This is a genomic window from Marinomonas arctica (assembly GCF_003259225.1).
In the GTDB taxonomy this organism is placed as follows: domain Bacteria; phylum Pseudomonadota; class Gammaproteobacteria; order Pseudomonadales; family Marinomonadaceae; genus Marinomonas; species Marinomonas arctica.
The window spans coordinates 45407-68451 of the sequence record NZ_QHJF01000001.1 but is presented as its reverse complement, the minus strand read 5'-3'; the positions used below and the strand labels follow the sequence as shown (position 1 = coordinate 68451).

General features: G+C 46.2%; 21 protein-coding genes. 12 read left to right on the top strand and 9 right to left on the bottom strand.

Features of this window, described 5'->3' with window-relative positions; all coding sequences use genetic code 11:
- The first annotated feature begins 121 nt into the window (after positions 1 to 121).
- The 4 genes from cbiE (at position 122) to DK187_RS00310 (ending at position 3524) form a co-directional block, all read left to right on the top strand.
- The gene (gene cbiE / locus DK187_RS00325) at positions 122 to 1483 is read left to right on the top strand and encodes a precorrin-6y C5,15-methyltransferase (decarboxylating) subunit CbiE (RefSeq protein ID WP_223232214.1); all 1362 of its coding nucleotides are present in this window, start codon (positions 122 to 124) and stop codon (positions 1481 to 1483) included.
- On the top strand, positions 1480 to 2220 hold the full coding sequence (gene cobI, locus DK187_RS00320; protein ID WP_111605336.1) for a precorrin-2 C(20)-methyltransferase: 741 nt from the start codon (positions 1480 to 1482) through the stop codon (positions 2218 to 2220). Before cbiE ends, cobI begins: the two co-directional genes overlap by 4 nt.
- On the top strand, positions 2217 to 3008 hold the full coding sequence (locus DK187_RS00315; protein ID WP_111605335.1) for a cobalamin biosynthesis protein: 792 nt from the start codon (positions 2217 to 2219) through the stop codon (positions 3006 to 3008). Before cobI ends, DK187_RS00315 begins: the two co-directional genes overlap by 4 nt.
- 135 nt (positions 3009 to 3143) lie before the next feature.
- A complete protein-coding gene (locus DK187_RS00310) occupies positions 3144 to 3524 on the top strand; it encodes a hypothetical protein (RefSeq protein ID WP_111605334.1) in 381 nt (126 codons plus the stop codon).
- A gap of 82 nt (positions 3525 to 3606) precedes the next feature.
- Here DK187_RS00310 and DK187_RS00305 read toward each other — a convergent pair whose 3' ends face one another.
- The gene (locus DK187_RS00305; protein WP_111605333.1) at positions 3607 to 4389 is read right to left on the bottom strand and encodes an integrase core domain-containing protein; all 783 of its coding nucleotides are present in this window, start codon (positions 4387 to 4389) and stop codon (positions 3607 to 3609) included.
- Between the two features lie 303 nt (positions 4390 to 4692).
- Between DK187_RS00305 and DK187_RS00300 the strand changes: the two genes are divergently transcribed.
- Positions 4693 to 5403 (top strand): transposase, encoded by a 711-nt coding sequence (locus DK187_RS00300; RefSeq protein WP_111605332.1) that lies wholly within the window; start codon positions 4693 to 4695, stop codon positions 5401 to 5403.
- 43 nt (positions 5404 to 5446) lie between these two features.
- Here DK187_RS00300 and DK187_RS00295 read toward each other — a convergent pair whose 3' ends face one another.
- The 3 genes from DK187_RS00295 to yiaY form a co-directional block, all read right to left on the bottom strand.
- On the bottom strand, positions 5447 to 7030 hold the full coding sequence (locus tag DK187_RS00295) for an ankyrin repeat domain-containing protein (RefSeq protein WP_162623459.1): 1584 nt from the start codon (positions 7028 to 7030) through the stop codon (positions 5447 to 5449).
- Positions 7031 to 7149: 119 nt separating this feature from the next.
- The gene (locus DK187_RS00290; RefSeq protein WP_111605330.1) at positions 7150 to 9336 is read right to left on the bottom strand and encodes an OsmC domain/YcaO domain-containing protein; all 2187 of its coding nucleotides are present in this window, start codon (positions 9334 to 9336) and stop codon (positions 7150 to 7152) included.
- Between the two features lie 300 nt (positions 9337 to 9636).
- The gene (gene yiaY / locus DK187_RS00285; RefSeq protein WP_111605329.1) at positions 9637 to 10785 is read right to left on the bottom strand and encodes an L-threonine dehydrogenase; all 1149 of its coding nucleotides are present in this window, start codon (positions 10783 to 10785) and stop codon (positions 9637 to 9639) included.
- A 422-nt stretch (positions 10786 to 11207) separates the two neighbouring features.
- On the opposite strand from yiaY, the gene DK187_RS00280 reads away from it, so the two are divergent.
- The 7 genes from DK187_RS00280 to DK187_RS00250 all read left to right on the top strand — a co-directional run bounded on the left by DK187_RS00280 (position 11208) and on the right by DK187_RS00250 (position 17965).
- A complete protein-coding gene (locus DK187_RS00280) occupies positions 11208 to 11996 on the top strand; it encodes a nucleoside-specific channel-forming Tsx family protein (RefSeq protein WP_111605328.1) in 789 nt (262 codons plus the stop codon).
- 276 nt (positions 11997 to 12272) lie between these two features.
- Entirely contained in the window at positions 12273 to 13280 is a 1008-nt protein-coding gene (locus DK187_RS00275) for a substrate-binding domain-containing protein (protein WP_111605327.1), read from the top strand.
- A 29-nt stretch (positions 13281 to 13309) separates the two neighbouring features.
- Entirely contained in the window at positions 13310 to 14317 is a 1008-nt protein-coding gene (locus tag DK187_RS00270) for an ABC transporter substrate-binding protein (protein ID WP_204355560.1), read from the top strand.
- 82 nt (positions 14318 to 14399) lie between these two features.
- Entirely contained in the window at positions 14400 to 15212 is an 813-nt protein-coding gene (locus DK187_RS00265; protein ID WP_111605326.1) for an ABC transporter permease, read from the top strand.
- Between the two features lies 1 nt (position 15213).
- Positions 15214 to 16002 (top strand): ABC transporter permease, encoded by a 789-nt coding sequence (locus DK187_RS00260; RefSeq protein WP_111605325.1) that lies wholly within the window; start codon positions 15214 to 15216, stop codon positions 16000 to 16002.
- Between the two features lie 50 nt (positions 16003 to 16052).
- Complete coding sequence (locus DK187_RS00255; protein WP_111605324.1) at positions 16053 to 17147, top strand: ABC transporter ATP-binding protein; 1095 nt, start codon at positions 16053 to 16055, stop codon at positions 17145 to 17147.
- Positions 17141 to 17965, top strand: a complete 825-nt coding sequence (locus tag DK187_RS00250) for a phosphodiesterase (protein ID WP_111605323.1) — start codon at positions 17141 to 17143, stop codon at positions 17963 to 17965. The genes DK187_RS00255 and DK187_RS00250 overlap by 7 nt, the downstream gene beginning before the upstream one ends.
- Before the next feature lie 73 nt (positions 17966 to 18038).
- Here DK187_RS00250 and zntR read toward each other — a convergent pair whose 3' ends face one another.
- The 5 genes from zntR to DK187_RS00225 form a co-directional block, all read right to left on the bottom strand.
- Positions 18039 to 18473 carry a Zn(2+)-responsive transcriptional regulator gene (gene zntR, locus DK187_RS00245; protein WP_111605322.1) on the bottom strand — a complete coding sequence of 145 codons (435 nt, stop codon included), beginning with the start codon at positions 18471 to 18473 and terminating at the stop codon, positions 18039 to 18041.
- A 99-nt stretch (positions 18474 to 18572) separates the two neighbouring features.
- Positions 18573 to 19229, bottom strand: coding sequence for an HAD family hydrolase (locus DK187_RS00240; protein WP_111605321.1), 657 nt, complete (start codon positions 19227 to 19229; stop codon positions 18573 to 18575).
- 53 nt (positions 19230 to 19282) lie between these two features.
- Entirely contained in the window at positions 19283 to 20203 is a 921-nt protein-coding gene (locus DK187_RS00235; protein ID WP_111605320.1) for an EamA family transporter, read from the bottom strand.
- Between the two features lie 12 nt (positions 20204 to 20215).
- Entirely contained in the window at positions 20216 to 21934 is a 1719-nt protein-coding gene (locus DK187_RS00230) for a putative 2-aminoethylphosphonate ABC transporter permease subunit (protein WP_223232213.1), read from the bottom strand.
- Complete coding sequence (locus tag DK187_RS00225; RefSeq protein WP_111605319.1) at positions 21931 to 23019, bottom strand: putative 2-aminoethylphosphonate ABC transporter ATP-binding protein; 1089 nt, start codon at positions 23017 to 23019, stop codon at positions 21931 to 21933. Before DK187_RS00225 ends, DK187_RS00230 begins: the two co-directional genes overlap by 4 nt.
- Positions 23020 to 23045 lie beyond the last annotated feature (26 nt).

The window sequence follows — 23045 nt, the reverse complement described above, 5'->3', positions numbered from 1 at the left end:
GTTAGTTTTTTGACCCCCTCCCAGCCTCCCCCTTAGCAGGGGGAGCAGCAGGCTGCGATATTCTAATGAAGCACAGATACCTCGTCCCTTGGTGCGGGGAGCATTGAATGGAAGTCGGTTTATGAAACACACACAAATGCCAATCCATGTTATCGGTTTGGGCGTTAATCAAGTGGCGCATTTGGATGATGCGGCGCAAGCTGTCTTGGCGAGCTTGTCGGTGAATGATGTTGTTTTAGGTGCCCCACGTCAGCACGAAACCATTACACACTATTCTCATCTGGCTCGTCGTGAAGATCTGCCCAAACTCAGCATGTTGAAAGACGCGTTTGCCGCTTGGCAATCTGACGGCGCAGAACAAGTGGTCGTCTTGGCCTCTGGCGATCCTTTATATTACGGCATTGGCGCTTGGTTAATGCGCACTTTTTCTCTTGAGTCTTTGCGCTTTTACCCGAATGTATCGAGTATTCAAATGGCGTGTCATCGTCTTGGTTTGTCCTTGCAAGACGTGCAAGTGGTGAGCTTACACGGTCGTCCGTTGGTGTCTTTGCGTCGTCATTTGCAGTCGAATAAAACCTTAGTATTGCTGACCGATCAACAAAGCCAGCCGAAACATATCGCCGAAGAGTGCATGAAAGCAGGGCTGGATCAAAGCGAGATTACCGTGTGTGAAGCCTTGGGTTATGCGCAAGAACAAGTCCGTACTTTTGTTGCTAAGTTTTTATTAGATACCGAAATAGAATGTGATCCGCTTAATGTCATCGTGCTAAAAACCAGCCGGCAAGCCTCACTTTATCCTAGCGCGGTTGGTATTCCAGATACGTCTTTTGTGACAGATAAGGGCGATGGCAAAGGCATGATTACCAAGCGGGAAGTGCGCTTGGCGATTTTGTCTTACATGAATATCGAGCAAGGCGATACGGTGTGGGACATTGGTGCGGGTTGCGGTGGCGTGAGTGTGGAAATGGCCTATTGGCATCCGCGCAGTCAGATCATTGCCATTGAACATCACCCAGATCGTTTGGCTTGTTTAACAGCCAACCAAGCGCGTTTTGGTGTGGTGCAGAACTTGTCTATTATCGCAGGGCGAGCACCGGATGCGCTGGTGGATTTACTCGCTGGCAATTTGCTTGCTGGTAACAACGCACAACACGGCAAACCCAATAAAGTATTTATTGGCGGCAGCGATGGCGAGTTGAGAGCTCTGATGGCTCAAGTGTGGGATGTGTTGCCTGTTGGCGGCAGTTTGATGGTCAGCGCCGTCACCGAAGAAACAAAATACCAAATTATGCAATTCGCCAAACAGCGTGACGACGCGCAAGATGCAGACGAACAAAGCTTGCAAGTGTCCATTGCCAAAGGCGAACGATTGGCAGGACAGCGATTATTTCGCCCCAGTTTACCAGTCATGCTTTATTATTTTAGAAAAATGACGTCCACCACATCGGCCGTCAATAGCAATCATAAGGAAAACACACAATGAGTGCCTTGGAAGTATCGCAAAAAACAGGCCGATTCATTGGTGTGGGCGTCGGCCCCGGTGATCCAGAATTGATCACCTTAAAAGCCTTGCGCCTGATTCAGCGCGCCAGTGTGGTGAGTTATCTTGCTAACGACGAAGGCGGCTCTCAGGCCAAAACCATCGCCAGCGAAGCCTTTGCTGGCGTGACCCATGCACAAAATGAAATAGCCATTGTGATGCCCATGTCGACGGATCGATCATTGGCGAACGAAGCCTACGACAATGGCGCAAAAGCCATTGCCAATGAGTTATTACAGGGCAAGGATGTGGTCTTCTTGTGTGAAGGCGACCCGTTGTTTTTTGGTTCTTTTGCGTATTTACTAGAGCGCCTAGAAGGCCATTTCCAATGCCAAGTCGTGCCCGGTGTGTCATCTATCAACGCCGCATCGTCCGCCTTGAATCATCCGTTAACCGTGCTAAAAGAATCTTTTGCCGTCGTCAGTGGGCGCCATACCGCTGAGCAAATTGATACGGCCTTAGCACAGCACGACAGTGTGGTGATCATGAAAGCTGGGCGTGCGCGTCCGCGTATTCTCATGGCGTTGCGTAAAACCAACCGCATGCAAGACGCGAAATACCTAGAATATATTGGCCGTGAAAACGAACGTATTGTGCGCGATGTATCCACCTTGGAAGACAAAGCGGGGCCGTATTTTTCCTTGTTCGTGGTGACCAAAAGCGAGCGAGGCACAAGGTGATACGCTTTATTGCATTAACGCCCGCAGGCGAACGTCTGGCGAACGCGCTTTTGTCTAATAGTCAGCACAATCATTGGTCCGATGCGGTCGTCAACTACAAGCCAAAACCCTTTGCCGAATTTGTTCAAACAGCCTTTAAAAACGGTGACTGGCTGGTATTTATTTGCGCCACAGGCATTGTCATGCGCACCCTCGCGCCCGTGCTGCAAGACAAGTATCAAGACCCGCCAGTGTTGGTATTGGACGAGGAAGGTAAGTTTGTCATTCCGTTGTTATCGGGTCACGAAGGTGGTGCAAACGAGTGGGGCGCACAAGTGGCAAACTCCCTTGGCGCACAGCTGGTGATGACCACAGCGAAACCTTACCTGAACCCTATTTATACCTTGGGAATGGGCTGCGAACGCCATTGCCCTCTGGAATTTCTCGAAAGCCTCATGCTCGACGCTCTAGCGCAAAAAGGCTTAACGCCAAACCAAATCCACTCTTTAAACAGCATCGACATCAAAGCCGACGAGACCAACCTCATCGCCCTCGCAGCCAAATATCACTGGGACTTCAACACCTACAGCGCCCAACAACTAGCCCCCATTGAACCACTGCTCAGCACCAAATCTGACTACATCTTCAACACCGTCGGCGTCTACGGCGTCGCCGAATCTGCCGCGCTGTTAGCGGCTCAAATGGCAACGGGTACAGAGCCAGAGCTTATCTTAAATAAAATCAAAAACGCCAAAGCGACCTGCGCAGTGGCGAGAGGGTTCAAGGGAGCAGAGTCATTGATCGTCTAGCAGCCAATAAATCTTGGGTTGTAGGAAGTTTATTGAACAGTTTGAACATCGAGTCGGTGTTGCTGGTAAAACAGCAAAGCATGGAGGAGATAGGAAATCAAAAGAGTACAGAAATCAACGACACTGACCCCTTGAATGCTCACTGACCCCTTGAATGCTGACCCCTTGAATGAAGCCAAAGACCAAGGCTCGATCAAACAAACCGCCGTGACCAGTGAGCTTGCCGGCGCTAACATCAGCCTAACCTCTGGCAGCAACATCGCATTACAAGGCGCCACTCTCACAGCGAACAACACCTTGTCCATGGGCGCGGCCACAGGCACGCTACAAGCTGTCACACAAGACACCGATGGTCACTACGTCAATGCCAATGGTGTCCTGTCCACACTGTCCATAGACATTTTCTGTTTTAAATCCAGCCGTTTTCAGAAAAACCTCCCTGAAATCGGCTGTTTGTTTATTCATTTCTTACGATTATTTTCAAAAAAAATCAGCTCGAAAATAAATGTTGATTAATAATTAATCTGTTTTCCGCTCAAATTATGTGGCTGCTTCTCCAAACGTGTGGACAGTTATTTTAGGGTAAATAGGTTTCTAGCTAGCCGCTATTTTTTCTTTTTTCCTTGTCCGGCTTCAGGTTGATGGATGATAAGGCGTTCTGATAAGTCGATTCTGGTGTTTGATAATTCAGGTTCTGATGCAGCCGAATGTTGTTGTACCACCACTGGAAATTTTGCAGCAGATAAGGCAGTTCTTCCTCGCTTTTAAATGAACTGGGTAATTGTCGTAGGTGGTGTTTCAATGTGCCAAAGAATCGCTCGATTCTTCCGTTTTGCCACGGGCAGTGCTTTTCTGTGGTTTGTTTTTTGATGCCCAAAAACCACAATCCAAAGCGAATTAATTTTGAGTTGAAACAGATTTCGTTATCGGTTCTCAAAAACCTAGGTTTGGGGTGATGATCTAAAACCTCTAATAACGCCCGTAATATCGACAGGCTGCTTTTATTTGTGAGGGTTTTCAACATCATAACTCTTCGGCTGTGGTGTTCAATCAGTCCCAATACTGGTTGCTGGTTCACAAAGGGTAAATCCATTCCCCAGGCTTTATTAAATGCAATGGTGTGCACCGGACGAGACTTCATCGTTTTTCTTAATATCAGCATCTCATAGTGATTAAGTTTCAAGATGTTAGCCACATAACTTTTACTCACCGACTCTGCCGCATGGGCATAACGGTTATTAAACACCTCGGCGAGTAAACGGCAACTCAGACTAGGATTCATCGCCTTAGCTCGTATAATTTCTTGTTTTACCCAATCTGGTTTTAAACGGTTTTTATAACCATGAGGATGGTGCGCCTGCGCTGCTTTTTTACCATACAATCTATCTTGCCCAATCCGTGTATCAAGATGGCATAACGCTTTGAAGCATCTTAGAAAGCACGCTAAAAAATACCTGAAAAACCAGACAAAAAACACGACAACAATCCTTCTTAAAACCCCCGCTTGTTTATAATAACCTCCTATAAATCACCATCCAAAGGTATTCGTTCCTATGCACAAGAAGCGATTAGGAGTCAAGGGGGCAGGGTCGTTGATTCTTAAAAAAATAACCGTTTCTGATATTTGCGCATCGTTAATAAATTTTATTAAGATATAGGTTTCGCGTGTTTCAAGGAGGAAACGATGGCTCGACGACCGCGACTATATTTGCCCGATTGCCCATTACATATTATTCAACGCGGAAATAATCGCGATGCGTGTTTTCGTGATGATTCTGACTATAAGGCATACCTGTATTTCATGCGTGAAGCGGCTGCACAATATGGTGTGTCGATTCATGCTTTTGTTCTTATGACAAATCATGTCCATATTCTGGCGACTCCCTCAACAGAAAAGTCTGTTAGTCGCATGATGCAATCGATTGGCCGTCGTTATGTTCAGTATTTTAACTATACTTATTCGCGCACAGGCACTCTTTGGGAAGGGCGTTACAAGTCGACGCTTGTCGATACAGATCGATATTTGTTAACAGTTTATCGCTATATTGAGCTGAACCCCGTGAGGGCAGGAATGGTAGAACACGCGGCGGATTATCCATGGTCGAGCTATCCTCATAATGCGGCGGGAGTAGAGATTCAAATGCTGACGCCGCACGACTGTTATGTCGCACTTGGCAAAACTACTGAGATGCGAGAAAGTGCGTATCGAAAGCTGTTTCAAACAGATATTCCCGATATGGATATAGAAGCTATTCGTCTAGCAGCCAATAAATCTTGGGTATTAGGAAGTAAGAAGTTTATTGAACAGTTTGAACATCGAGTCGGTGTTGCTGGTAAAACAGCAAAGCATGGAGGAGATAGGAAATCAAAAGAGTACAGAAATCAACGACACTGACCCCTTGAATGGACCCCTTGAATGCAATCTTTCCTTTTTCTATCTACTCCTGTAGGCAGTTCACTGATCCGCATGCTTGGTCACAGGCGGCATGCACTTGTTCGAATCGTTGGTAGTCATTGCAAGAATACGCGGTGGCAAAGTCTATCATCGCGGTGCGGCACTGTTGGGTTTTGTAGCGTAAGGGGATGTCGTTGCTTACGCCTGAGGGGCAGCTGACTCGATAGGTTTCTGTTTGGAAGTTGGCTACTGGTTTGAGTGAAGGTGCGGTGTTATTTTGTGTGGCGGTATTTGCTTGCGTCTGCTGGCGTTGCTGCGCTTGCTGAATACCGCCAGCACGTCCATCAGTCATTATATCGGCAATGCCACCGCCGACAATGTCTACCACGGAACTTGAGTCGACGCCAGTATTGCTGGCGGCTGCACCCACTGCGGTCAGTCCGGTGATGGCAATCACTTTACCAAAGACATTGCCTGAATCGTTTTGTTCTTGCTGTTTTGCTTGGGCGGTTTGTTGTTCTTGTTGACGGCGACGTTGATCGTCTAAAGCAACAATTTGCTGTTGGGTTCGTTCCATTAACCCAGTCACTTGTGCTGGCGTTTGCGCTGTGCTGGTTAGTGCTTGTGGGTTGGCGCCCTTAGCAATCAGAAAGTTGACTAGCTCAGGGTTGCCATAGGTTTGGTTTAAGTGCATGTGATAGGTGTGTAAGGGCGTCCAGCCAGCGATGGGCTGATCATTCTGTATACTATAGCTGAAGGTGGCTGTGGTATTAACATTCGCACCAGCATCGATGAGTACTTTCGCCATTTCTATGGCACGTTGTCGGCTGCTGTCATCTGGTGTGTAGGTTGGTAAAAAATAGAGAGGCGTGGCGTCCAATAAATAGCTGTAAAATGGTGGTCCTCCGGCTAGATTGTAATAGCGACGATGCGCCGGTGTGCTAAAACGGCTGTTAGGATCGGTCCCTTGTGCCAATAGCCATTGCATCATTTGTGGCTTTCCTTGGCTGGCAAGTGAAATAATGAGGGGAGGAATGTCGGTGTTCAAGTCGGCCTGCAAATTTCCACCCATCGCCAATAAATGCTCTGCCAGTTGAGGGCTTTCACCGTAGATGGTGGCCATTTTTAAAGCGATGTTCAGTGTTGTTGGGTTGTAGTCTGCGCCAGCGGTTACCAAGCGTTCAAACGATGTCATGTCGCGTACCAACATGGCAGGGGTGATTTGGGCACGATTATCAATCGTCGATCCTATCGGTGGCAATGGCATTAAAGCGTAGGCGGCAGACAAGGGGGACGGTTTGGTGAAGTCGCTTTGTGGGTAGCTAATAAACAGACGATTAGGTATCGGTTGGTTGGGTTGAAACCCTTTTGATAGCGCAGCGTCCAGTAAGGCGGGTCGTTGATCCCAGAGACCAATGATACCACCTAAAGTGATTTGCTCTGAGTTGCTTGTTGTATTAATGATCTTTACGGCTTGAGCGTCTGTGGCATCTTTAAAGGGCTCACCCAGTTGGTAGATGGCGACGTATTGGCGAGTTTGGGCATCTAGCCCTGACATGGCGCAGCCAGACAGGAATAGCATGACAAATAGCAGTATGGCCGAACTATTTATAAGACGATAGACCATATCGAGCCCCTCAGTTTTTGATATAAAAATCATAAACCAGAGGGGCTAAAAATACCAGTTAACGGCTTGGCTTAATCGAAAGGGTGTTGGCTTCCAACAGGCCCTTTCTATTCGTGGTGTTATTTGGCTGCGTTGGCCTGTCGGGCTTGATGCAGTTTTTTATAGCTTTCGATGAGACGTAAATGCGGTTCAATGCCTTCGAGTTGCATGCTGGTTTTGCTCAAACCGTAAAAACGTACCTCGCCGGTGACGGAACCCACGACGTTTTCCATTACCTCTTTGCCGAACATACGAGTAAAGTTATGGATAAAGTCGTCCAGTTCTAGGTCTTCATCTAGGGTGACTTCCAATACGCAGTTCATCGCTTGATAGAAGAGACCGCGTTTTGCGGTGTTGTCGTTAAACTGTAGAAATTCGCCAACCAGTTCGAGTGCTTCTTCGTGTTCACCAAGCGCCAAATAGATGAGGATTTTCAGCTCCATGATGGTCAGCTGCCCCCAGACGGTATTGTCATCGAATACGATGCCAATCAAGGTGGCAATGTCTGTGTAGTTGTCCAGTTGGCTTTCTTCAAGACGATTCACCAATTTAGCGAGCTGTTTATCACTGAGTATATGCAGGTTTAAAATGTCTTCGCGATAATCCAGCGCTTTGTTGGTGTTGTCCCACACTAGGTCTTCTACTGGGTAGACTTCGGAATAATCGGGCACCAGAATCCGACATGCCGAGGCACCTAAGTCACTAAGTTCGGCCACATACACTTCTTTGCCTAGGTCTTCTAAGATGCCAAATAGGGCGTCAGCCTCTTCTTGGCTGGTGCCAGAAAAGTCCCATTCATAGAAGTCGTAGTCGTGTTTGCTGCTAAAGAAGCGCCAAGAAATGACGCCTGTTGAGTCAATAAAATGCTCGACAAAGTTTTCTGGCTCGGTCACGGCCATGCTGTTAAATGTCGGCTTGGGTATATCGTTTAAGCCTTCAAAGCTGCGTCCTTGTAATAATTCCGTGAGGCTGCGTTCTAAGGCCACTTCCAAGCTTGGATGGGCGCCAAATGAGGCAAACACGCCGCCCGTTTTTGGATTCATCAGGGTGACATTCATCACAGGGAATTGGCCACCAAGCGAGGCGTCTTTTACCACAATGGGAAAGCCTTGTTCTTCCAATTCTTTGATGCCCGCAAGGATGCTCGGGTATTTTTCTAACACAGCCATAGGCACATCAGGCAAGACAATTTCGTCTTCAATGATTTGGCGTTTAACGGCGCGTTCTAAAATTTCTGACAAGCATTGAACTTGCGCTTCTTGTTGGTTATTCCCCGCGCTCATGCCGTTACTTAGAAACAGGTTTTCGATAAGATTCGACGGGAAGTACACCGTTTCGCCATCGGACTTGCGTGTATAGGGAATGGCGCAAATACCGCGTTTTTTATTGCCTGAGTTGGTGTCTATCAAGTGGGAACCACGTAACTCGTCGTCTGGATTGTATATGTCTAAGCAATAGTCATCCAAGATGCCTTCTGGCAAGGAATCGTCTTTGGTGAGGGCAAACCACTTTTCATTGGGGTAATGCACGAATTCGCTGTTGGCTATCTCGGTGCCAAAGAACTGATCATTGTAGAAAAAGTTGTTGTTCAAACGCTCGATGAACTCACCCAGAGCGGAACACAGGGCGCTTTCTTTGGAGGCGCCTTTGCCATTGGTAAAGCACATAGGCGATGCGGCGTCACGAATATGCAAAGACCAAACATTTGGCACTATGTTGCGCCATGAGGAGATTTCAATCTTCATGCCGAGGTCGGCGAGCATGGCGGTCATATTGGCAATGGTTTGTTCAAGTGGTAAGTCTTTACCAAGAATCACCGTGCTTGCCGTAGCGTCGACGTTGCCCATCAACATAGCGTTAGCGTCTGCGTCTAGGTTGTCTACGGTTTCAATTTTAAACTGTGGCCCAGTCTGCACCACTTTTTTTACGGTACAACGATCAATAGAGCGCAAAATGCCTTCGCGATCTTTATCAGAAATGTCGTCTGGTAATTCGACTTGAATTTGGAAAATCTGGTTGTAGCGGTCTTCTGGGTCCACAATGTTATTTTGTGACAAACGAATATTATCCGTTGAGATGTCACGTGCTTTGCAGTAGACCTTGACAAAATACGCTGCACACAACGCGGAAGATGCTAAAAAATAATCAAATGGACTGGGCGCAGAACCATCACCTTTGTAGCGAATTGGCTGGTCGGTGATCACTGTAAAATCGTCAAACTTGGCTTCAAGTCGTAGATTGTCGAGAAAATTAACTTTGATTTCCATTGAATTGGGTGTCCGTTGAATAGGAGATGTGTGTGCAGCTGGCTGACCAGATGTTATTGCAGAATTATCGGTGATAAGTAAGGTAGAGTAAAATCAAATCGTGCAAAACTACATTGGCTTAGCTTCTGACACCGGCAATTTTCTATGTTTTTAGGGTGGTGATTTCGTGATCTATCACTGGTTGAGCTAGAACTTCTAATAGACTAAATGCGTTATGTAAAAAAGCCTTATCGATGTGCGATCGATAAGGCTTTTTTACGGTAACTGATGTGTAGGATACATTAACAACAGTGCTAGATGTCACATAGCCGCTTTAAAAATAGCCATTACGTCATCGTGGCTTGGTTGGATTGGGTTAGTAAATCCACAAGCGTCTTTCATAGCGTTGCTGGCTAAGGTGGCGAAGTCTGCTTCTTTTGCCCCCAGTTCTTGTAAGCCAGACGGGATATTCACGCTTTGAGATAGCTTAACGATGGCGGCAATGGCGGCGTCGGCACCGTCTTTATCACTCAAGCCATGTACATCGACGCCCAATGCTTTGCCGACATCTTTTAGACGCGGCGCGGCCACTTGGCTGTTATAGCGTTGTACATGGGGCAATAACACCGCATTACAAACACCGTGTGGCAAATCGTAGAAGCCACCTAATTGATGGGCCATAGCATGTACGTAACCCAACGATGCGTTATTAAATGCCATGCCAGCCAAAAATTGAGCGTAAGCCATTTGTGTGCGAGCCTGCATATTACTGCCGTTGTGAACGGCTTCGTATAGATTGTCGCGGATAAGCTCGATCGCCTTAATCGCACAAGCGTCAGTGATTGGGTCGGCCGCTGTCGATACGTAAGCTTCAATGGCGTGTGTGAGTGCGTCCATGCCTGTTGCAGCGGTGAGTGCCGCTGGCATACCGGCCATTAATCGTGGATCGTTGACAGACAAAATAGGTGTCACGTTGCGGTCAACAATGGCCATTTTGATATGACGTTCTTGGTCGGTGATAATACAGAAACGCGTCATCTCAGACGCTGTGCCTGCGGTGGTATTAATGCTGATCAGGGGCAGTTGAGGTTTTTTAGAAACGTCCACCCCTTCATAGTCGCTAATGTGGCCGCCGTTGGTGGCAACCAACGCAATACCTTTAGCGCAATCGTGAGCCGAACCACCTCCGAGAGAAACCACACAATCACATTGGTGAGTTTGCAGCACAGCTAAGCCCGCATTAACGTTTTCTACCGTTGGGTTAGGTTGTACGCCATCGTACACCAAGCTTTCTACGCCATGCTCTTGCAGTAACGCTTTGACTTCTGCGGTCACGCCAAGCTTGGTCATACCAGGATCTGTCACGATCAGCGCCTGTTTAAAACCAAGGCTTTCGATTTGTTCAACCGCGTCATTCAGCGCCTTTTCTCCCATGATGTTTACGGCAGGAATGTAAAATGTGCTGCTCATGGTGTTCCCCTTTTTTTAAGTGTATCGGAAGTATGTTGAAACTTTCTATCACGCTATTGTGGAACTGAATGCCATGAATTGATTTGATCTAGAGCACGTTATTGGCCAATTAAGCTAAATTTATTGCCAGAGCAACTTTTTAGCTTCTATTTTATTTGCACCAATAAGGTGCGCGATTGTGCTGAAAAATATCAATTCCCACTGAGGTTTGGGTTAAATCCTTATGCCTTAAGCTTTTCGAACGTTTACCATTTTAGTGCGATAAAATGGCGTTTTTAACTATTTTTGTGCAATAAAATTTAATTTTAAGCGGTGTTTAAATTATATTGCGTCGATTTTAAAAAGCTGTAACATGCATTTTTCTGACCATTTAGTCATATTTTATTCACATTTAAAACACGATACCGAATGAGGTGAAAAGAATGCGTAAGACACTTTTAGCTTTATCTACCATGGCGCTTGCTAGCACTGGCTTTGCTGCTGATTATTCTGATGATATTCATAAAAACGATTATTCTTGGCGTCAATTTAACCTGATGTATGCCTTTGATGAGCTACCAGGTGAATCAAGCCACGACTATTTGGAAATAGAATTTGGTGGCCGTTCAGGTATTGTTGATCTTTATGGTTACCTAGATATATTCAATGTGACGTCAAGCGACAGCAGTGATAAAGCAGATAACGATAAGATGTTTCTTAAGTTGGCGCCGCGCTTTTCTTTGGATGGTATGACAGGCAAGGATTTATCTTTCGGTGCCGTGCAAGAGCTTTATGTCTCAACGTTGTTTAGTTTAGACGGTGGACAAGATGGCACCAATAATTCTTTTATTGGTTTAGGGGCGGATGTGAACGTGCCTTGGTTAGGCAAAGTAGGCATGAACATTTACTCTTTGTATGATAAAAGTTTTGGTAACCGTAATGGTTGGAATGGTTACCAGTTTTCAGCAAACTGGTTTAAGCCGATTGTGAATTTTGATAACGGTTCATTTTTAGCCTATCAAGGTTATGTCGATTACCAATTTGGTATGGACAGTGATTATGTATCGGCAACAGACGGTGGGGCTACTTTCCAAGGTTTGTATTGGCACTCTAAACAATATGCATTGGGTTACGGCTTAAAAATCTACAAAGATGTTTACGGTATTGAAGACAGTTCTGGATTCAAATCTTCTGGTGTTTCACATTACATCGCAGCGACGTATAAATTCTAATACCGCATTAGTGGTAATAAAGGGATAGCGCATAAAAACCAATTATCGATTTTAAATATCGATGGTTGGTTTTTTTTTGTCTATTTTTTAATCTTTTTTATGTCGCGTTTTAGTGATGAAATGATTGTGTTTCATACGCTAAATTCCATTAAATAGCAGAGAAAAAGCATTTAAAATCTTTTAATTTGCCGTCAAGTGTCTTTTTCTGTCACAAATTCGTCACTTATGATTTCTATACTTCGCTGCATCTAAGGTTGTCGCAGAAGGTGAGTTGTCATGAACATTAAAGATGTCGCTGCATTAGCAGGGGTTTCTCCCGCGACAGTCTCACGGTGCCTAAACAAGACCGCACCCTTAAGTGACGTCGTTCGGGCACGTATTGAAAAAGTGATCGAGTTGACTGGATACGATGCCAATCATTCTTCTAAGCAAGTGGATTGGAATCATAATCCAACCATAGGGGTGATGATTCCCAGTTTGCTGAATCCGGTCTTTTCGGAAATTGTGGCAGGCATTCAGCAACGAGCCCGGCATTTTGGCTACTCTGTCGTTGTGGTCGATACCCAATATGAGCGCAGCCGTGAAAAACAGGCCATTATTGATCTGATTCGCCAACGTGTTATAGGGGTGATTTTGACAACGACGTCAGTAGAAGACAACGAGGCCTTGTCTTTACTGCGAGAGTTCCGTTTTCCTTTCTGCTTGGTTCATAACCAATCCTCAGATGAACCGTGTGTTTACGTTGACAACTATCAGGCTGGTTGCGATGTGGCAGAGCACCTGCTGTCTTTGGGGCATCGCAAGATTGGTATGGTCGCGGGGCGTTTTCAATCGTCCGATAGAGCAAAACAGCGCTATTTAGGATTCACTGAGCGGCTCAATAAAGAAGCCGCACTATCCTCAGCACTGTTGATGGAAGTCGATCAATATGCGTTAACCCCTTTCAATCAAACCCAATGGTCATTTTTTGATTCGCCTAGTGCTCCTACGGCGTGGTTTTGCAGTAACGATTTGTTGGCATTGAAGCTAGTAAACCATCTCAAATCCAAAGGTGTCTCTGTACCAGAGTCTGTTTCTGTGATCGGTTTTGATGGCATGGCGTTGGGGCAAATTTTGTATCCACCATTAGCCACGATCCAGGTGCCGCATCATGACATGGGATTGTGTGCGGTGGACCTGTTGTTTAACGCTAAGCATAAAGCGGCGTTATCTTTAGCAAGAAAGTTAGATTACCAAACCCACTTTGTGGGGACTGTGGCTGAATGTCAGCCATCCATAATATGAAGCGTTCTTTAAATAGAGGAGAAAGTTGGATGAGTATCTTTAAAAAAGTGTCGACATTAGCGGTTCTATCGTTGGGGCTGACAACAGGAGCGTCCTACGCAGCGGATGCGATTTGTTACAACTGTCCACCGGAATGGGCGAATTGGGGTGGGCAGCTTGAATTGATCAAAAAAGAGCTAGGTATTTCTATCCCAATGGACAATAAAAACTCGGGCCAGTCTCTGTCGCAATTAGTCGCAGAGGAAAACAGTCCGGTAGCGGATGTTGTTTATTATGGTGTGTCTTTTGGTATTAAGGCGGCAGAAAAGGGCGTTGTTGCCTCCTATAAACCGGAAAATTGGGACAAAATCCCGCAAGGTTTAAAAGACCCTCAAGGCCGTTGGTTTGCGATTCATTCTGGCACCATAGGTTTCTTTGTTAATAAAGACGCGTTGGATGGTAAGCCAATTCCACAATCTTGGAACGATCTTTTAAAACCAGAATATAACGGCATGGTGGCTTACCTTGATCCAACTAGCGCCTTTGTTGGTTATGCTGGCGCGGTGGCGATTAATCAGTCGTTCGGTGGCGACATGAGCAACTTTACCCCTGCGATTGATTATTTCAAAAAACTGGCTAAGAACCACCCCATCGTGCCAAAACAAACCGCCTATGCGCGTGTTATTTCGGGAGAGATTCCTATTTTGCTTGATTACGACTTCAATGCATACCGTGCCAAATACAAGGATGGCGCAAATATTCAGTTTGTCATTCCTCAAGAAGGTTCTGTTGTTGTGCCTTATGTGATGAGTGCGGTGAAGAACTCACCGCAGCCAGACAATGGCCACAAAGTATTGGATTTTGTTTTATCCGATAAAGGTCAGCAAGTCTGGGCTGAAGCTTATCTTCGCCCCGTTATCGCTTCTGCGATGACGCCTGATATTGAAGCGAAGTTCCTTCCGGCATCAGACTATGAGCGCGCGAAAACCGTCGATTTTGCCAAAATGGCAGAGGCACAAGGTGATTTTTCTCAGCGCTATTTAAACGAAGTTCGTTAATTCCATGATGGAAAGAGCGGTATGTAGGCCGCTCTTTTGTGCACTGGATCCTGTTTAAGTCACCTGATAATGACATTTTTTTATGAAGCAAAATAAGCAATATCTTCTACTCATTATTCCCGCGTTAATTGTCAGTCTGGCATTTTTTTTATTGCCAATGGCAAAGCTGCTATGGCTGTCACTGACTGAGCAACATGGCATCAGCTACTGGTATATTTTGACCAAGCCGGTGTATTTAAAAAGTCTTGGGTCGACTTTTTTACTGTCTGCAGTGGTGACCATTACCAGTTTGGTGATTGCGACTATTGTGGGGCTATTTTTGACTCGCCATGCGTTCAGAGGCAAATCGATACTGGTTGCTATGTTGAGCTTTCCTTTGGTGTTTCCCGGTGTGGTGATTGGTTTTTTTGTCATCATGCTGGCAGGTCGACAAGGTTTGTTTGCAGAACTTGGCTTAGCGTTAACCGGTGAACGTTGGACGCTTGCTTATTCTATTGCGGGTTTGTTTATTGGCTATTTGTATTTCTCTATTCCTCGCGTTGTTCTCACCGTAATGGGCGCGGCAGAGAAGTTGGATCATAACTTGATCGAGGCGGGTCGCTCGTTAGGTGCTAATCGCTGGCAGTTATTGCGAGATGTGACGTTGCCAGCATTAACGCCGGGGTTGATTTCCTCAGGCTCAATTTGTTTTGCCACTTCTATGGGGGCGTTTGGTACGGCGTTTACTTTGGCAACCAACTTAAATGTATTGCCGATGACGATTTATACCGAGTTTACATTGAATGCGAACTTTGCCATGGCGGCGGCGCTGAGCTTGATCCTAGGTTTTATCACTTGGCTGTGTTTGACCATCGCCCGTCGCCAAGGTGGTTCGTCATTGGGGATGGGAGGTTGAGATGAAAAAAGGGATGTCGTTTTATTTTCAGCTTGCTTTTACCTTGTTGGTTTGTGCTTTCCTGATTGTGCCAATTTTTATGTCGATCACCGCCGGTCTTACCAATAACTATTTTGTTGGTGTTAAGAGTGGTTTGACGTTGCGTTGGGTCTACCAAGTATGGGGGCTGTATTCCGATACCATTTGGTTAACCATCAATATTGCTTTGGTGACCACTCTGGTGAATCTCTGCGTGGGGGTGCCTTGTGCTTACTATTTAGCCCGAACACGCAGTAAGTTGTCAGCGTTTTTGGATGAATGTTTGACGCTGCCAATTGCTATACCGGGTATGGCGATTGCGCTTGGCTTGATTTCGGTTTATGGCGGAATCAGTGAGTTTCGTATGAGCTGGCTATTTATCTTAGTAGGGCATGTGATTTTTACGTTGCCGTTCATGGTGAAGTCGGTATTGGCGGTATTACAAAGTATCAATTTTCGTGTGTTAGAAGAAGGGGCGGCCAGTTTAGGGGCAAGTTTTTGGCAGCGCTTTTTTCATATCATCGTGCCCAACTGTAAAACTGGCATTGTCAGTGGTGTCTTGATGACACTGACCTTGTCCGCTGGGGAATTTAACCTGACGTGGATGCTGCATACGCCTTTGACGAAGACCTTGCCAGTTGGTTTAGCGGATTCTTATGCCTCTATGCGCTTGGAAGTCAGTTCCGCTTACACGCTGATTTTTCTCGGCATGATTTTGCCTTTATTGATGGCGGCGCAATGGTTGAACCGTAAACCTAAGCGTACCGCATAGTTAACCGCATTCATGAATAAAGAAGATGAATAAACAAGATGAGTAACCCAATGAATAATGCATCAACAAGTGTGGCCATTACTTTAAAGCAGGTTCAGAAAACCTTTTCTGATGGCACACTGGCTTTAAAACCCTTGGATCTTCATATTGAAAAAGGGGAAATTTTAGTGTTACTTGGCCCTTCTGGCTGTGGCAAAACCACGACGTTACGCCTTATCGCAGGTTTGGAGTTTTGCGATCAAGGCGGTCAAATTTTGTTTGGTGATCGAGATGTAACCAGTATTGCCATTGAACAGCGCCGTGTTGGTATGGTGTTTCAATCCTATGCTTTATTTCCCAATATGAATGTGAGCGAAAACATTGCTTATGGTTTGCGCGTGCGCGGTGAAAGCAAAGCGTTAAAAGAGAAAAAAGTCCAAGAAATGCTGACTCTCTTTGATTTGGAGCCTTATGCCGAGCGTGGTATTGATCAACTGTCTGGTGGTCAGCGTCAGCGTGTTGCGTTGGCACGTGCGATTATTACTGAGCCCGAAGTGCTGTTGCTTGATGAACCTTTGTCTGCCTTAGATGCTTTGCTGAAAAAGCGTTTACGAACGGACATTAATGCCTTGTTAAAACGTTTAGGCATCACGGCTGTTTATGTGACACACGATCAGGAAGAAGCCATGGCAATGGGAGACCGTATTGCTGTTTTGGATCGCGGTGACATTGCGCAAATTGGCACAGCAGAGGACATTTATTTGTCGCCTAAAAGCGAATTTGTCGCCAACTTTATTGGTCAGATGAATCATTTCGATGGTCTGTTGCATGGCCAAGCTCTGTCGTTTAAATCAAATTTTATGGCGTTACCTGAAGCCTTGTATTCCACCCATAAAGAAGGCGAACGGCTGCGTTGTATGACTCGTCCTGAAGACATGCGTTTAATAGCATTTGAAGACGCCACCCTAAAAGGCGCGGTCTTTCATAGTGTGTTTTTAGGAGACAGAACACGTGTATTGGTAAGTGTTGAAGGTGTGACCGAATTGCTGCATGTAGATTGTTTTGAACGAAAACGTTATAGCCGAGGAGACCGAGTCGGTTTATTGGTTCCGCCTTTGCGTGTGGTTCTGTTGCCAACAAAAGAAACGGAGGATATGCCATGTTGATCGCACAATTGACCGATTTACATATCAAAAAAAATGGCAAAATAGCCTATCAAAAAGTGGATACCTTACAGTGCTTAAAAAATGCCGTCAGTCATATTAATCGCTTATCACCTCAGCCTGATTGGGTGGTGGTAACAGGGGATCTTGGGGACTTTGGTACGCCGGAAGAATACGCTGTATTGGTACCCGAGTTAAGAAAGCTCAAAGCGCCTGTCAAAGTGATTCCAGGGAACCACGATCACAGGGATCACCTTCGTGCCGCCTTTGATGGCTTTGCCAGTTTTGATCACTACGAGTATTGTCATTTTTCTCAAATGCTTGATGGTTATCATTTGATTGGTTTGGACTCTTCTGTGTTGGGGAAGCCCTATGGGCGTTTAACGCCAGAATCATTAGCTTGGTTAAACACCACGCTTGCTGAGCAAAGTGCTGTGCCTACGTTGATTTTTCTCCATCATCCGCCAATGAAAGTTGGTATTGATCATATGGATGTGCAAAAACTTCTCAATGATGAGGATTTATGGCAAGTGCTTCAACATCATGGACAAGTCAAAGGGTTGGTCGCAGGGCACTTACACCGTGCTATATACGCCACATGGAAGGGGTTGCCGGTTTGGGTTGGACCCTCCCATAGTCATGCTGTGACCTTGGATTTAAACCCTAATGCTCCCTCTCGGTTTTCACTTGAACCGCCTGCGATTCAGTTGTTCAAGCTTGAACTCGACAGTGTGGTTAGTCATATCAGTTACATTGAGTCTGCAGAAAAATCGGCTGGACCGTTTCCCTTTTTTGATGAGAACAACAAACTGATTGATTGATGCCGCCATCAAGCAAAGCCGTTAAACACTGTTTTAACGGCTTTGCGCTGCGCTCTGTCTGGCTTATGCGGTATTAACTGTGATGATGTTCGTGACGAACCGTGTTGGTATTGGATTCTAAGGCTTCAAGTATGGTGCAATCTTCGGCGCTTTCTGTGCCGCCACAGCACGCATCGGACAGGCGTTGTAACGATGTTTGGAAGCGTATTAGTTCCGCGAGTTTTTTTTCTACTTCTGAGAGTTTGGTATCCACCAGCACTTTTACATCGGCGCAGGCATTGTTGGCTTTGTCGATTTCAATCGATAACAACTCTCGGATTTCGGCAAGAGTAAAGCCAACCGATTTTGCTCGTAAGATAAACTGCAGAATCTCTTTGTCTTTTTCTGTGTAAAGACGATAGCCAGATTCTGAACGATGGGAAGGCGTCAGTAAGGCGTTTTTTTCATAGAATCGTAATGTGTCATGGTTGATTCCACAGGCTTTAGCCAGTTCACCAATTTGGTACATTTTAGTTTCCCCTGTTATTTTTCTCCTTGAGTATAACGCCTTGTCGCGCTAAAGCACGACATCACAAAAAGAGGTCGCGCCTTTAGGCTTGCTTGATGCTTATTGTCTTAGGCTGATGATGGGCCAGTTTTTGGCTTGTGCGGTGGCGGCCAAAATAGGATCTGGGTCTACTGCTACGGGGTAAAGGGCTTTTTCCAGCAGTGGGATATCATTATGGGAGTCACTGTAGAAGTAGGTGTCTGTCATCTCGTAGCCCTGTTCTTGAGCCCATTGTAGCGCACGGGTGACTTTGCCTTCTCGAAAGGTGGGAACGCCCGTTAATTCACCAGTAATGTGACCATTTTTAATTTCAATATCGACGCCAAGCGCGTGTTTTACGCCTAGGTAGCGGGCAATAGGTGCCACGAGATGAATGCCTGTGGCAGAAATAATGACCACCTCGTCGCCAGCGTCTTGGTGTTGTTGAATTAACGCTTGGGCTTTGGGCAGCGTCATAGACACCACAACATCCTGAATGAAGCGCTCAATAAAAGCCGCTATTGTTTCTGCGTTTAAGCCAAATAAAGGCGACAAGGTATAACGCATGTAATCTGCAAGGTTTAAATTGCCTGCATCATAGTCTGCCATGTAAGCATGATTGATGTCTAAAAAATCGATCGGGGTGGGAAGTTCATTTGCGGCCATGTATTCCGCAAACGCTTGGGCGGTATCGCCTGCGACCAGTGTGTTATCAAGGTCAAAAAATGCCAGTGCCATTGTGGTTCCTTATTAATGTGTTAAGTAAATAGGTCAATGTGAAATGAAATTTGCTAGCCCAGTGCTACGGCGATTAGGCCAATAAACGTAATGGCAACGCCGATTATTTTGGGGCCTTTTAGTGACTCTCCAAAGCCAATCACCGCGAAGAGTACACCCAGTGGAATGCTTAATTGCCGAAACGCCACCACGTAGCTGACGTTATCCACAAAGGCCATGCTTAAAATCACCAGAGAGTAGGTTCCTAACATGAGCGCCCCAGTGAACAGTGCTGCGCGCCATTGGGTTCGGCTCAGAAAGGACAATTCCGTACGCTGTTTTTGCGTGCTTAATACAATGGCTATCATCCAAATAACGGAAAACGCACTTTGCAAGGTGACATAGACCAAAGCCACTTCACTGGCGCTGGCAATCGTGTCGCCCGCGTCGTTGGTTAAGCCTCGCATGAGTTGTGTCGCACGATTGTCTACTAAAGAGTACCCAGCGGTCGCAAACGCCGCGACCAGAGCAAAAGCCGTCGTGCGGTTTTGATAGTTGGAGAGTTTTAAGGCCCGAAAGCTTGGTAAGGGGATAAACAAACAGCCGATGACGATGAATACGATCCCAACTACCGCTTGCGCGGAAACGTTTTGCTGCTGACCAAGAAAAAAGCTGGAAATGCACACGACGATTAAGGGCGAGGAACGAGCGATAGGGTAAGCAATTGACATATCGCCAGCTTTATACGCTTCAGCCAATCCCCATAAATAGAAAGACTGAAACAACCCTGTTAACAGTAGCAAGATCAAAATGTCGTTATTGAGGGCCAGTATCAGTGACCAGTGGTAAAACACCACTGGGGAAAAAACCACGGTGCCCGCCACCATGGTGAGAAAAAAGAATCCCAATGTGGGGCTGGTTTTTTTTCCGAAGAAATTCCAGCCCGCGTGCATAAAGGTGGAAATAAGCACCAAGATAATGGCGGTTATCGTCATGTAAAGCGACTCCTAGCGTTGGCGCCAATGCTGCGTATGTTTGAGCAATACGCTGCCTAATAACCAATGAATCAAGCGGGCGACCATACAGGTCAGCATGATCATGACCGCCATGGCTGCCGCCGGAGCGATATCACCCGCTTCGTCCATGTTTAACACGGCCACAGAGGCCAAATTGGTGTTGTATGAGTACAAAAACACTAAGGCTGACACTGTCGTCATGGCATTCACAAAAAGGTAACTGGCTATGTCGAGTACCGCGGGCATACACACTGGCAAGGAGACACGCCAAAAAGTGAGGATTTGCGGCACTTTAAGGGACGCGGACACGGCTTCAAATTCGGCATCGATCTGTTTGAGTGCGGTGGTCGCGGTTAAATGACAGACGGTGTAAAAGTGGCTGATAGTGCATACCACTAGAATAGTCATAGTGCCATAAATGCCATTGAGTGGGTTGTCTGGTGCGTTGAAAAAGAAGATATAGGCTAGGCCCAACACCAAACCGGGCACCGCCAACGGCAGAATGGCGAACAGATGGAAAAGCCATTTAAGCACAGCAAAACCGGCCATTTTCGCGACTAGGTACGATTGGAAAAAAATAAAAATGGTACCAATAATCGCCGTATAGGATGCCATTTGGATAGAGTTCCAATAGGCTGCCCAACCGCCACCGTCCATAAGGTCAAAGTTATAATTTTTCAGTGATAAGCTTAAATTATAAGGCCAAAAAGTCACCAAAGAGGCGTAAACGGCCATGGCGATAATGCTCACTATAAAGGCCGATATGAAGCACATAAGCCCGAGAAACACCTTATCAACCAAGGGACGAGCGGGTGGTGTCCACGGCACGGCTTTGGAGGTAAGCAGTGCAGACTGACGGCGTTGTAGCCAACGGTCCGTTGCAAAAGTGAGTATCGCAGGTAACAAGAGTATGATACTGACAGCGGCACCCATTTCAAAATTTTGTTGGCCAATGACTTGTTTATAAATGTCAGTGGCGAGCACATTGAATTGACCGCCAATGACTTTGGGCACACCAAAATCAGTAATCACCAGAGTGAAAATAACAAACGCCACACTGATGATGCCGTATTTTGCTGCTGGCAGTGTGACGGTGAAAAAAGTGCGCATGGGCGATGCGCCCAGTGCTTCTGCGGATTCGTATAACCTCGCATCGGTGTTAGCGAGGGCGGTTAACATGATCATCAAGGCGTGAGGAAAGGTCCAGAAACAGGAGCCGATAATGATACCGATGGGGCCGTAAATGCTTTCTCCCATCAGTAATTCTTTGAGAATCCCTTGGTTACCAAATAAATACACCAAGCTAATCGCAGGCAGCAAAGACGGCGCTAAGATTGGCAAAACCAACAGGGTGCGAAAGGTGTTTTTTAGCGGAATGCGGGTACGACTAATGGCGTACGCAGCCAAAAAAGACAGACTGGTCACAATGGTGGTCGATATTAAAGCAATCGATAACGAGTTACTGACGGAATTAAATAAGCTAGGAGTGGACACAAATTGGGCAAAGTTGGCTAAGCCGACAAATTGTCCGTCGCTGTTTTGCACACTTTTAGACAGCAGAGTATAAAGCGGCAAGACCACACAAATAAATAACCCAAGTACGCCAATGATCAATACACCGCCAAGCGACCATTCATCTAGGCTACGACGTCCAAGCCAAGGTCGTTTGGTTGTCGTGAGGGTGGCTTTATTGGTCATGGTTTGACTCATGCCGCACCCCCAAACACATGCAGACGATCCTGTGGTAACTGGCACTGAACGGTTTGGCCTTGTTTTAACTGTAAGTTAGCCATTTCATTCATAGAAATATCGGCCAATATTGGGCGTTTGTGGTTGTCCAGTTTTAATAATGAACGGACCCGTGAGCCCAAGAATTCTAGATGAATGACCTGAGCGCTGAGTGTATTGTTGTCATGTTGATTGGTTGAGAAGCGCACGTCTTCTGGGCGAATAGCTAACTGCGCTTTGTCTCCCTGCATAAGGTGAGTGGATTGATCGCAATGCAGTGTTAATTGACCGGATTGCATCTGTCCCGCGCCTGTGACTTCGGCACTGAGAAAATTCATTTCACCAACAAACTCGGCGACAAAAGGGGAGTGTGGGTGGGCATAAACATTTTGTGGCGAGCCAATTTGTTCAATCACGCCTTGGTTCATCACGACGATTTGATCGGCCATGGTCAGGGCTTCTTCTTGGTCATGAGTCACCATGATGGTTGTGACGCCCAATTTTTCTTGCAATTGTTTGATTTCTTGACGCAGATGCGCACGCACTCTGGCGTCTAAAGCAGAAAGTGGTTCGTCGAGGAGCAATAATCCGGGGGACGTGGCGAGCGCTCGGGCAAGCGCCACGCGTTGTTGTTGACCACCTGATAGTTGCGCTGGGTATTTGCTTTCGCTTCCTGACAGGCCGACGGTAGCCAATAACTCTTTGACACGAGCTCGGCGGTCATTAACGGACACCTTTTGGGATACAAGGCCATAGGCGATGTTGTCAGCGACGGTTAAGTTGGGAAAAAGCGCATAGGATTGAAAGACAATACCGAAGTCTCGGTGTTTGATTGGGGCGTGGGTTATGTCCTTACCCGCTTGTAAGAGAACACCTGAGGTTGGCGTGTCTAAGCCAGCAATGATTCGCAATAAGCTGGTTTTGCCACACCCTGAAGGACCTAAGAAACAGACAAATTCCCCTTCGGCAATATGTAATGAAACATCTTTCAATGCTTGATGAGAGCCAAAGGATTGATGAATGTTATGAAGTTCCAAATAGGCGTTACTGGATACTTTGCTAGACATAAGTCGCCCTCTATTATAATCCTTGT

What these genes read in the sequence shown, in the direction of transcription:
- DK187_RS00230 (WP_223232213.1), bottom strand. Translation starts at nt 21,934, where the DNA reads ATGAGTCAAACCATGACCAATAAAGCCACCCTCACGACAACCAAACGA.
- DK187_RS00290 (WP_111605330.1), bottom strand. Translation starts at nt 9,336, where the DNA reads ATGGAAATCAAAGTTAATTTTCTCGACAATCTACGACTTGAAGCCAAG.
- DK187_RS00240 (WP_111605321.1), bottom strand. Translation starts at nt 19,229, where the DNA reads ATGGCACTGGCATTTTTTGACCTTGATAACACACTGGTCGCAGGCGAT.
- DK187_RS00250 (WP_111605323.1), top strand. Translation starts at nt 17,141, where the DNA reads ATGTTGATCGCACAATTGACCGATTTACATATCAAAAAAAATGGCAAA.
- DK187_RS00265 (WP_111605326.1), top strand. Translation starts at nt 14,400, where the DNA reads ATGAAGCAAAATAAGCAATATCTTCTACTCATTATTCCCGCGTTAATT.
- DK187_RS00260 (WP_111605325.1), top strand. Translation starts at nt 15,214, where the DNA reads ATGAAAAAAGGGATGTCGTTTTATTTTCAGCTTGCTTTTACCTTGTTG.
- DK187_RS00225 (WP_111605319.1), bottom strand. Translation starts at nt 23,019, where the DNA reads ATGTCTAGCAAAGTATCCAGTAACGCCTATTTGGAACTTCATAACATT.
- DK187_RS00310 (WP_111605334.1), top strand. Translation starts at nt 3,144, where the DNA reads ATGCTCACTGACCCCTTGAATGCTGACCCCTTGAATGAAGCCAAAGAC.
- DK187_RS00235 (WP_111605320.1), bottom strand. Translation starts at nt 20,203, where the DNA reads ATGACGATAACCGCCATTATCTTGGTGCTTATTTCCACCTTTATGCAC.
- zntR (WP_111605322.1), bottom strand. Translation starts at nt 18,473, where the DNA reads ATGTACCAAATTGGTGAACTGGCTAAAGCCTGTGGAATCAACCATGAC.
- DK187_RS00255 (WP_111605324.1), top strand. Translation starts at nt 16,053, where the DNA reads ATGAATAATGCATCAACAAGTGTGGCCATTACTTTAAAGCAGGTTCAG.
- DK187_RS00295 (WP_162623459.1), bottom strand. Translation starts at nt 7,030, where the DNA reads ATGGTCTATCGTCTTATAAATAGTTCGGCCATACTGCTATTTGTCATG.
- DK187_RS00270 (WP_204355560.1), top strand. Translation starts at nt 13,310, where the DNA reads ATGAGTATCTTTAAAAAAGTGTCGACATTAGCGGTTCTATCGTTGGGG.
- cobI (WP_111605336.1), top strand. Translation starts at nt 1,480, where the DNA reads ATGAGTGCCTTGGAAGTATCGCAAAAAACAGGCCGATTCATTGGTGTG.
- DK187_RS00275 (WP_111605327.1), top strand. Translation starts at nt 12,273, where the DNA reads ATGAACATTAAAGATGTCGCTGCATTAGCAGGGGTTTCTCCCGCGACA.
- DK187_RS00280 (WP_111605328.1), top strand. Translation starts at nt 11,208, where the DNA reads ATGCGTAAGACACTTTTAGCTTTATCTACCATGGCGCTTGCTAGCACT.
- DK187_RS00300 (WP_111605332.1), top strand. Translation starts at nt 4,693, where the DNA reads ATGGCTCGACGACCGCGACTATATTTGCCCGATTGCCCATTACATATT.
- yiaY (WP_111605329.1), bottom strand. Translation starts at nt 10,785, where the DNA reads ATGAGCAGCACATTTTACATTCCTGCCGTAAACATCATGGGAGAAAAG.
- cbiE (WP_223232214.1), top strand. Translation starts at nt 122, where the DNA reads ATGAAACACACACAAATGCCAATCCATGTTATCGGTTTGGGCGTTAAT.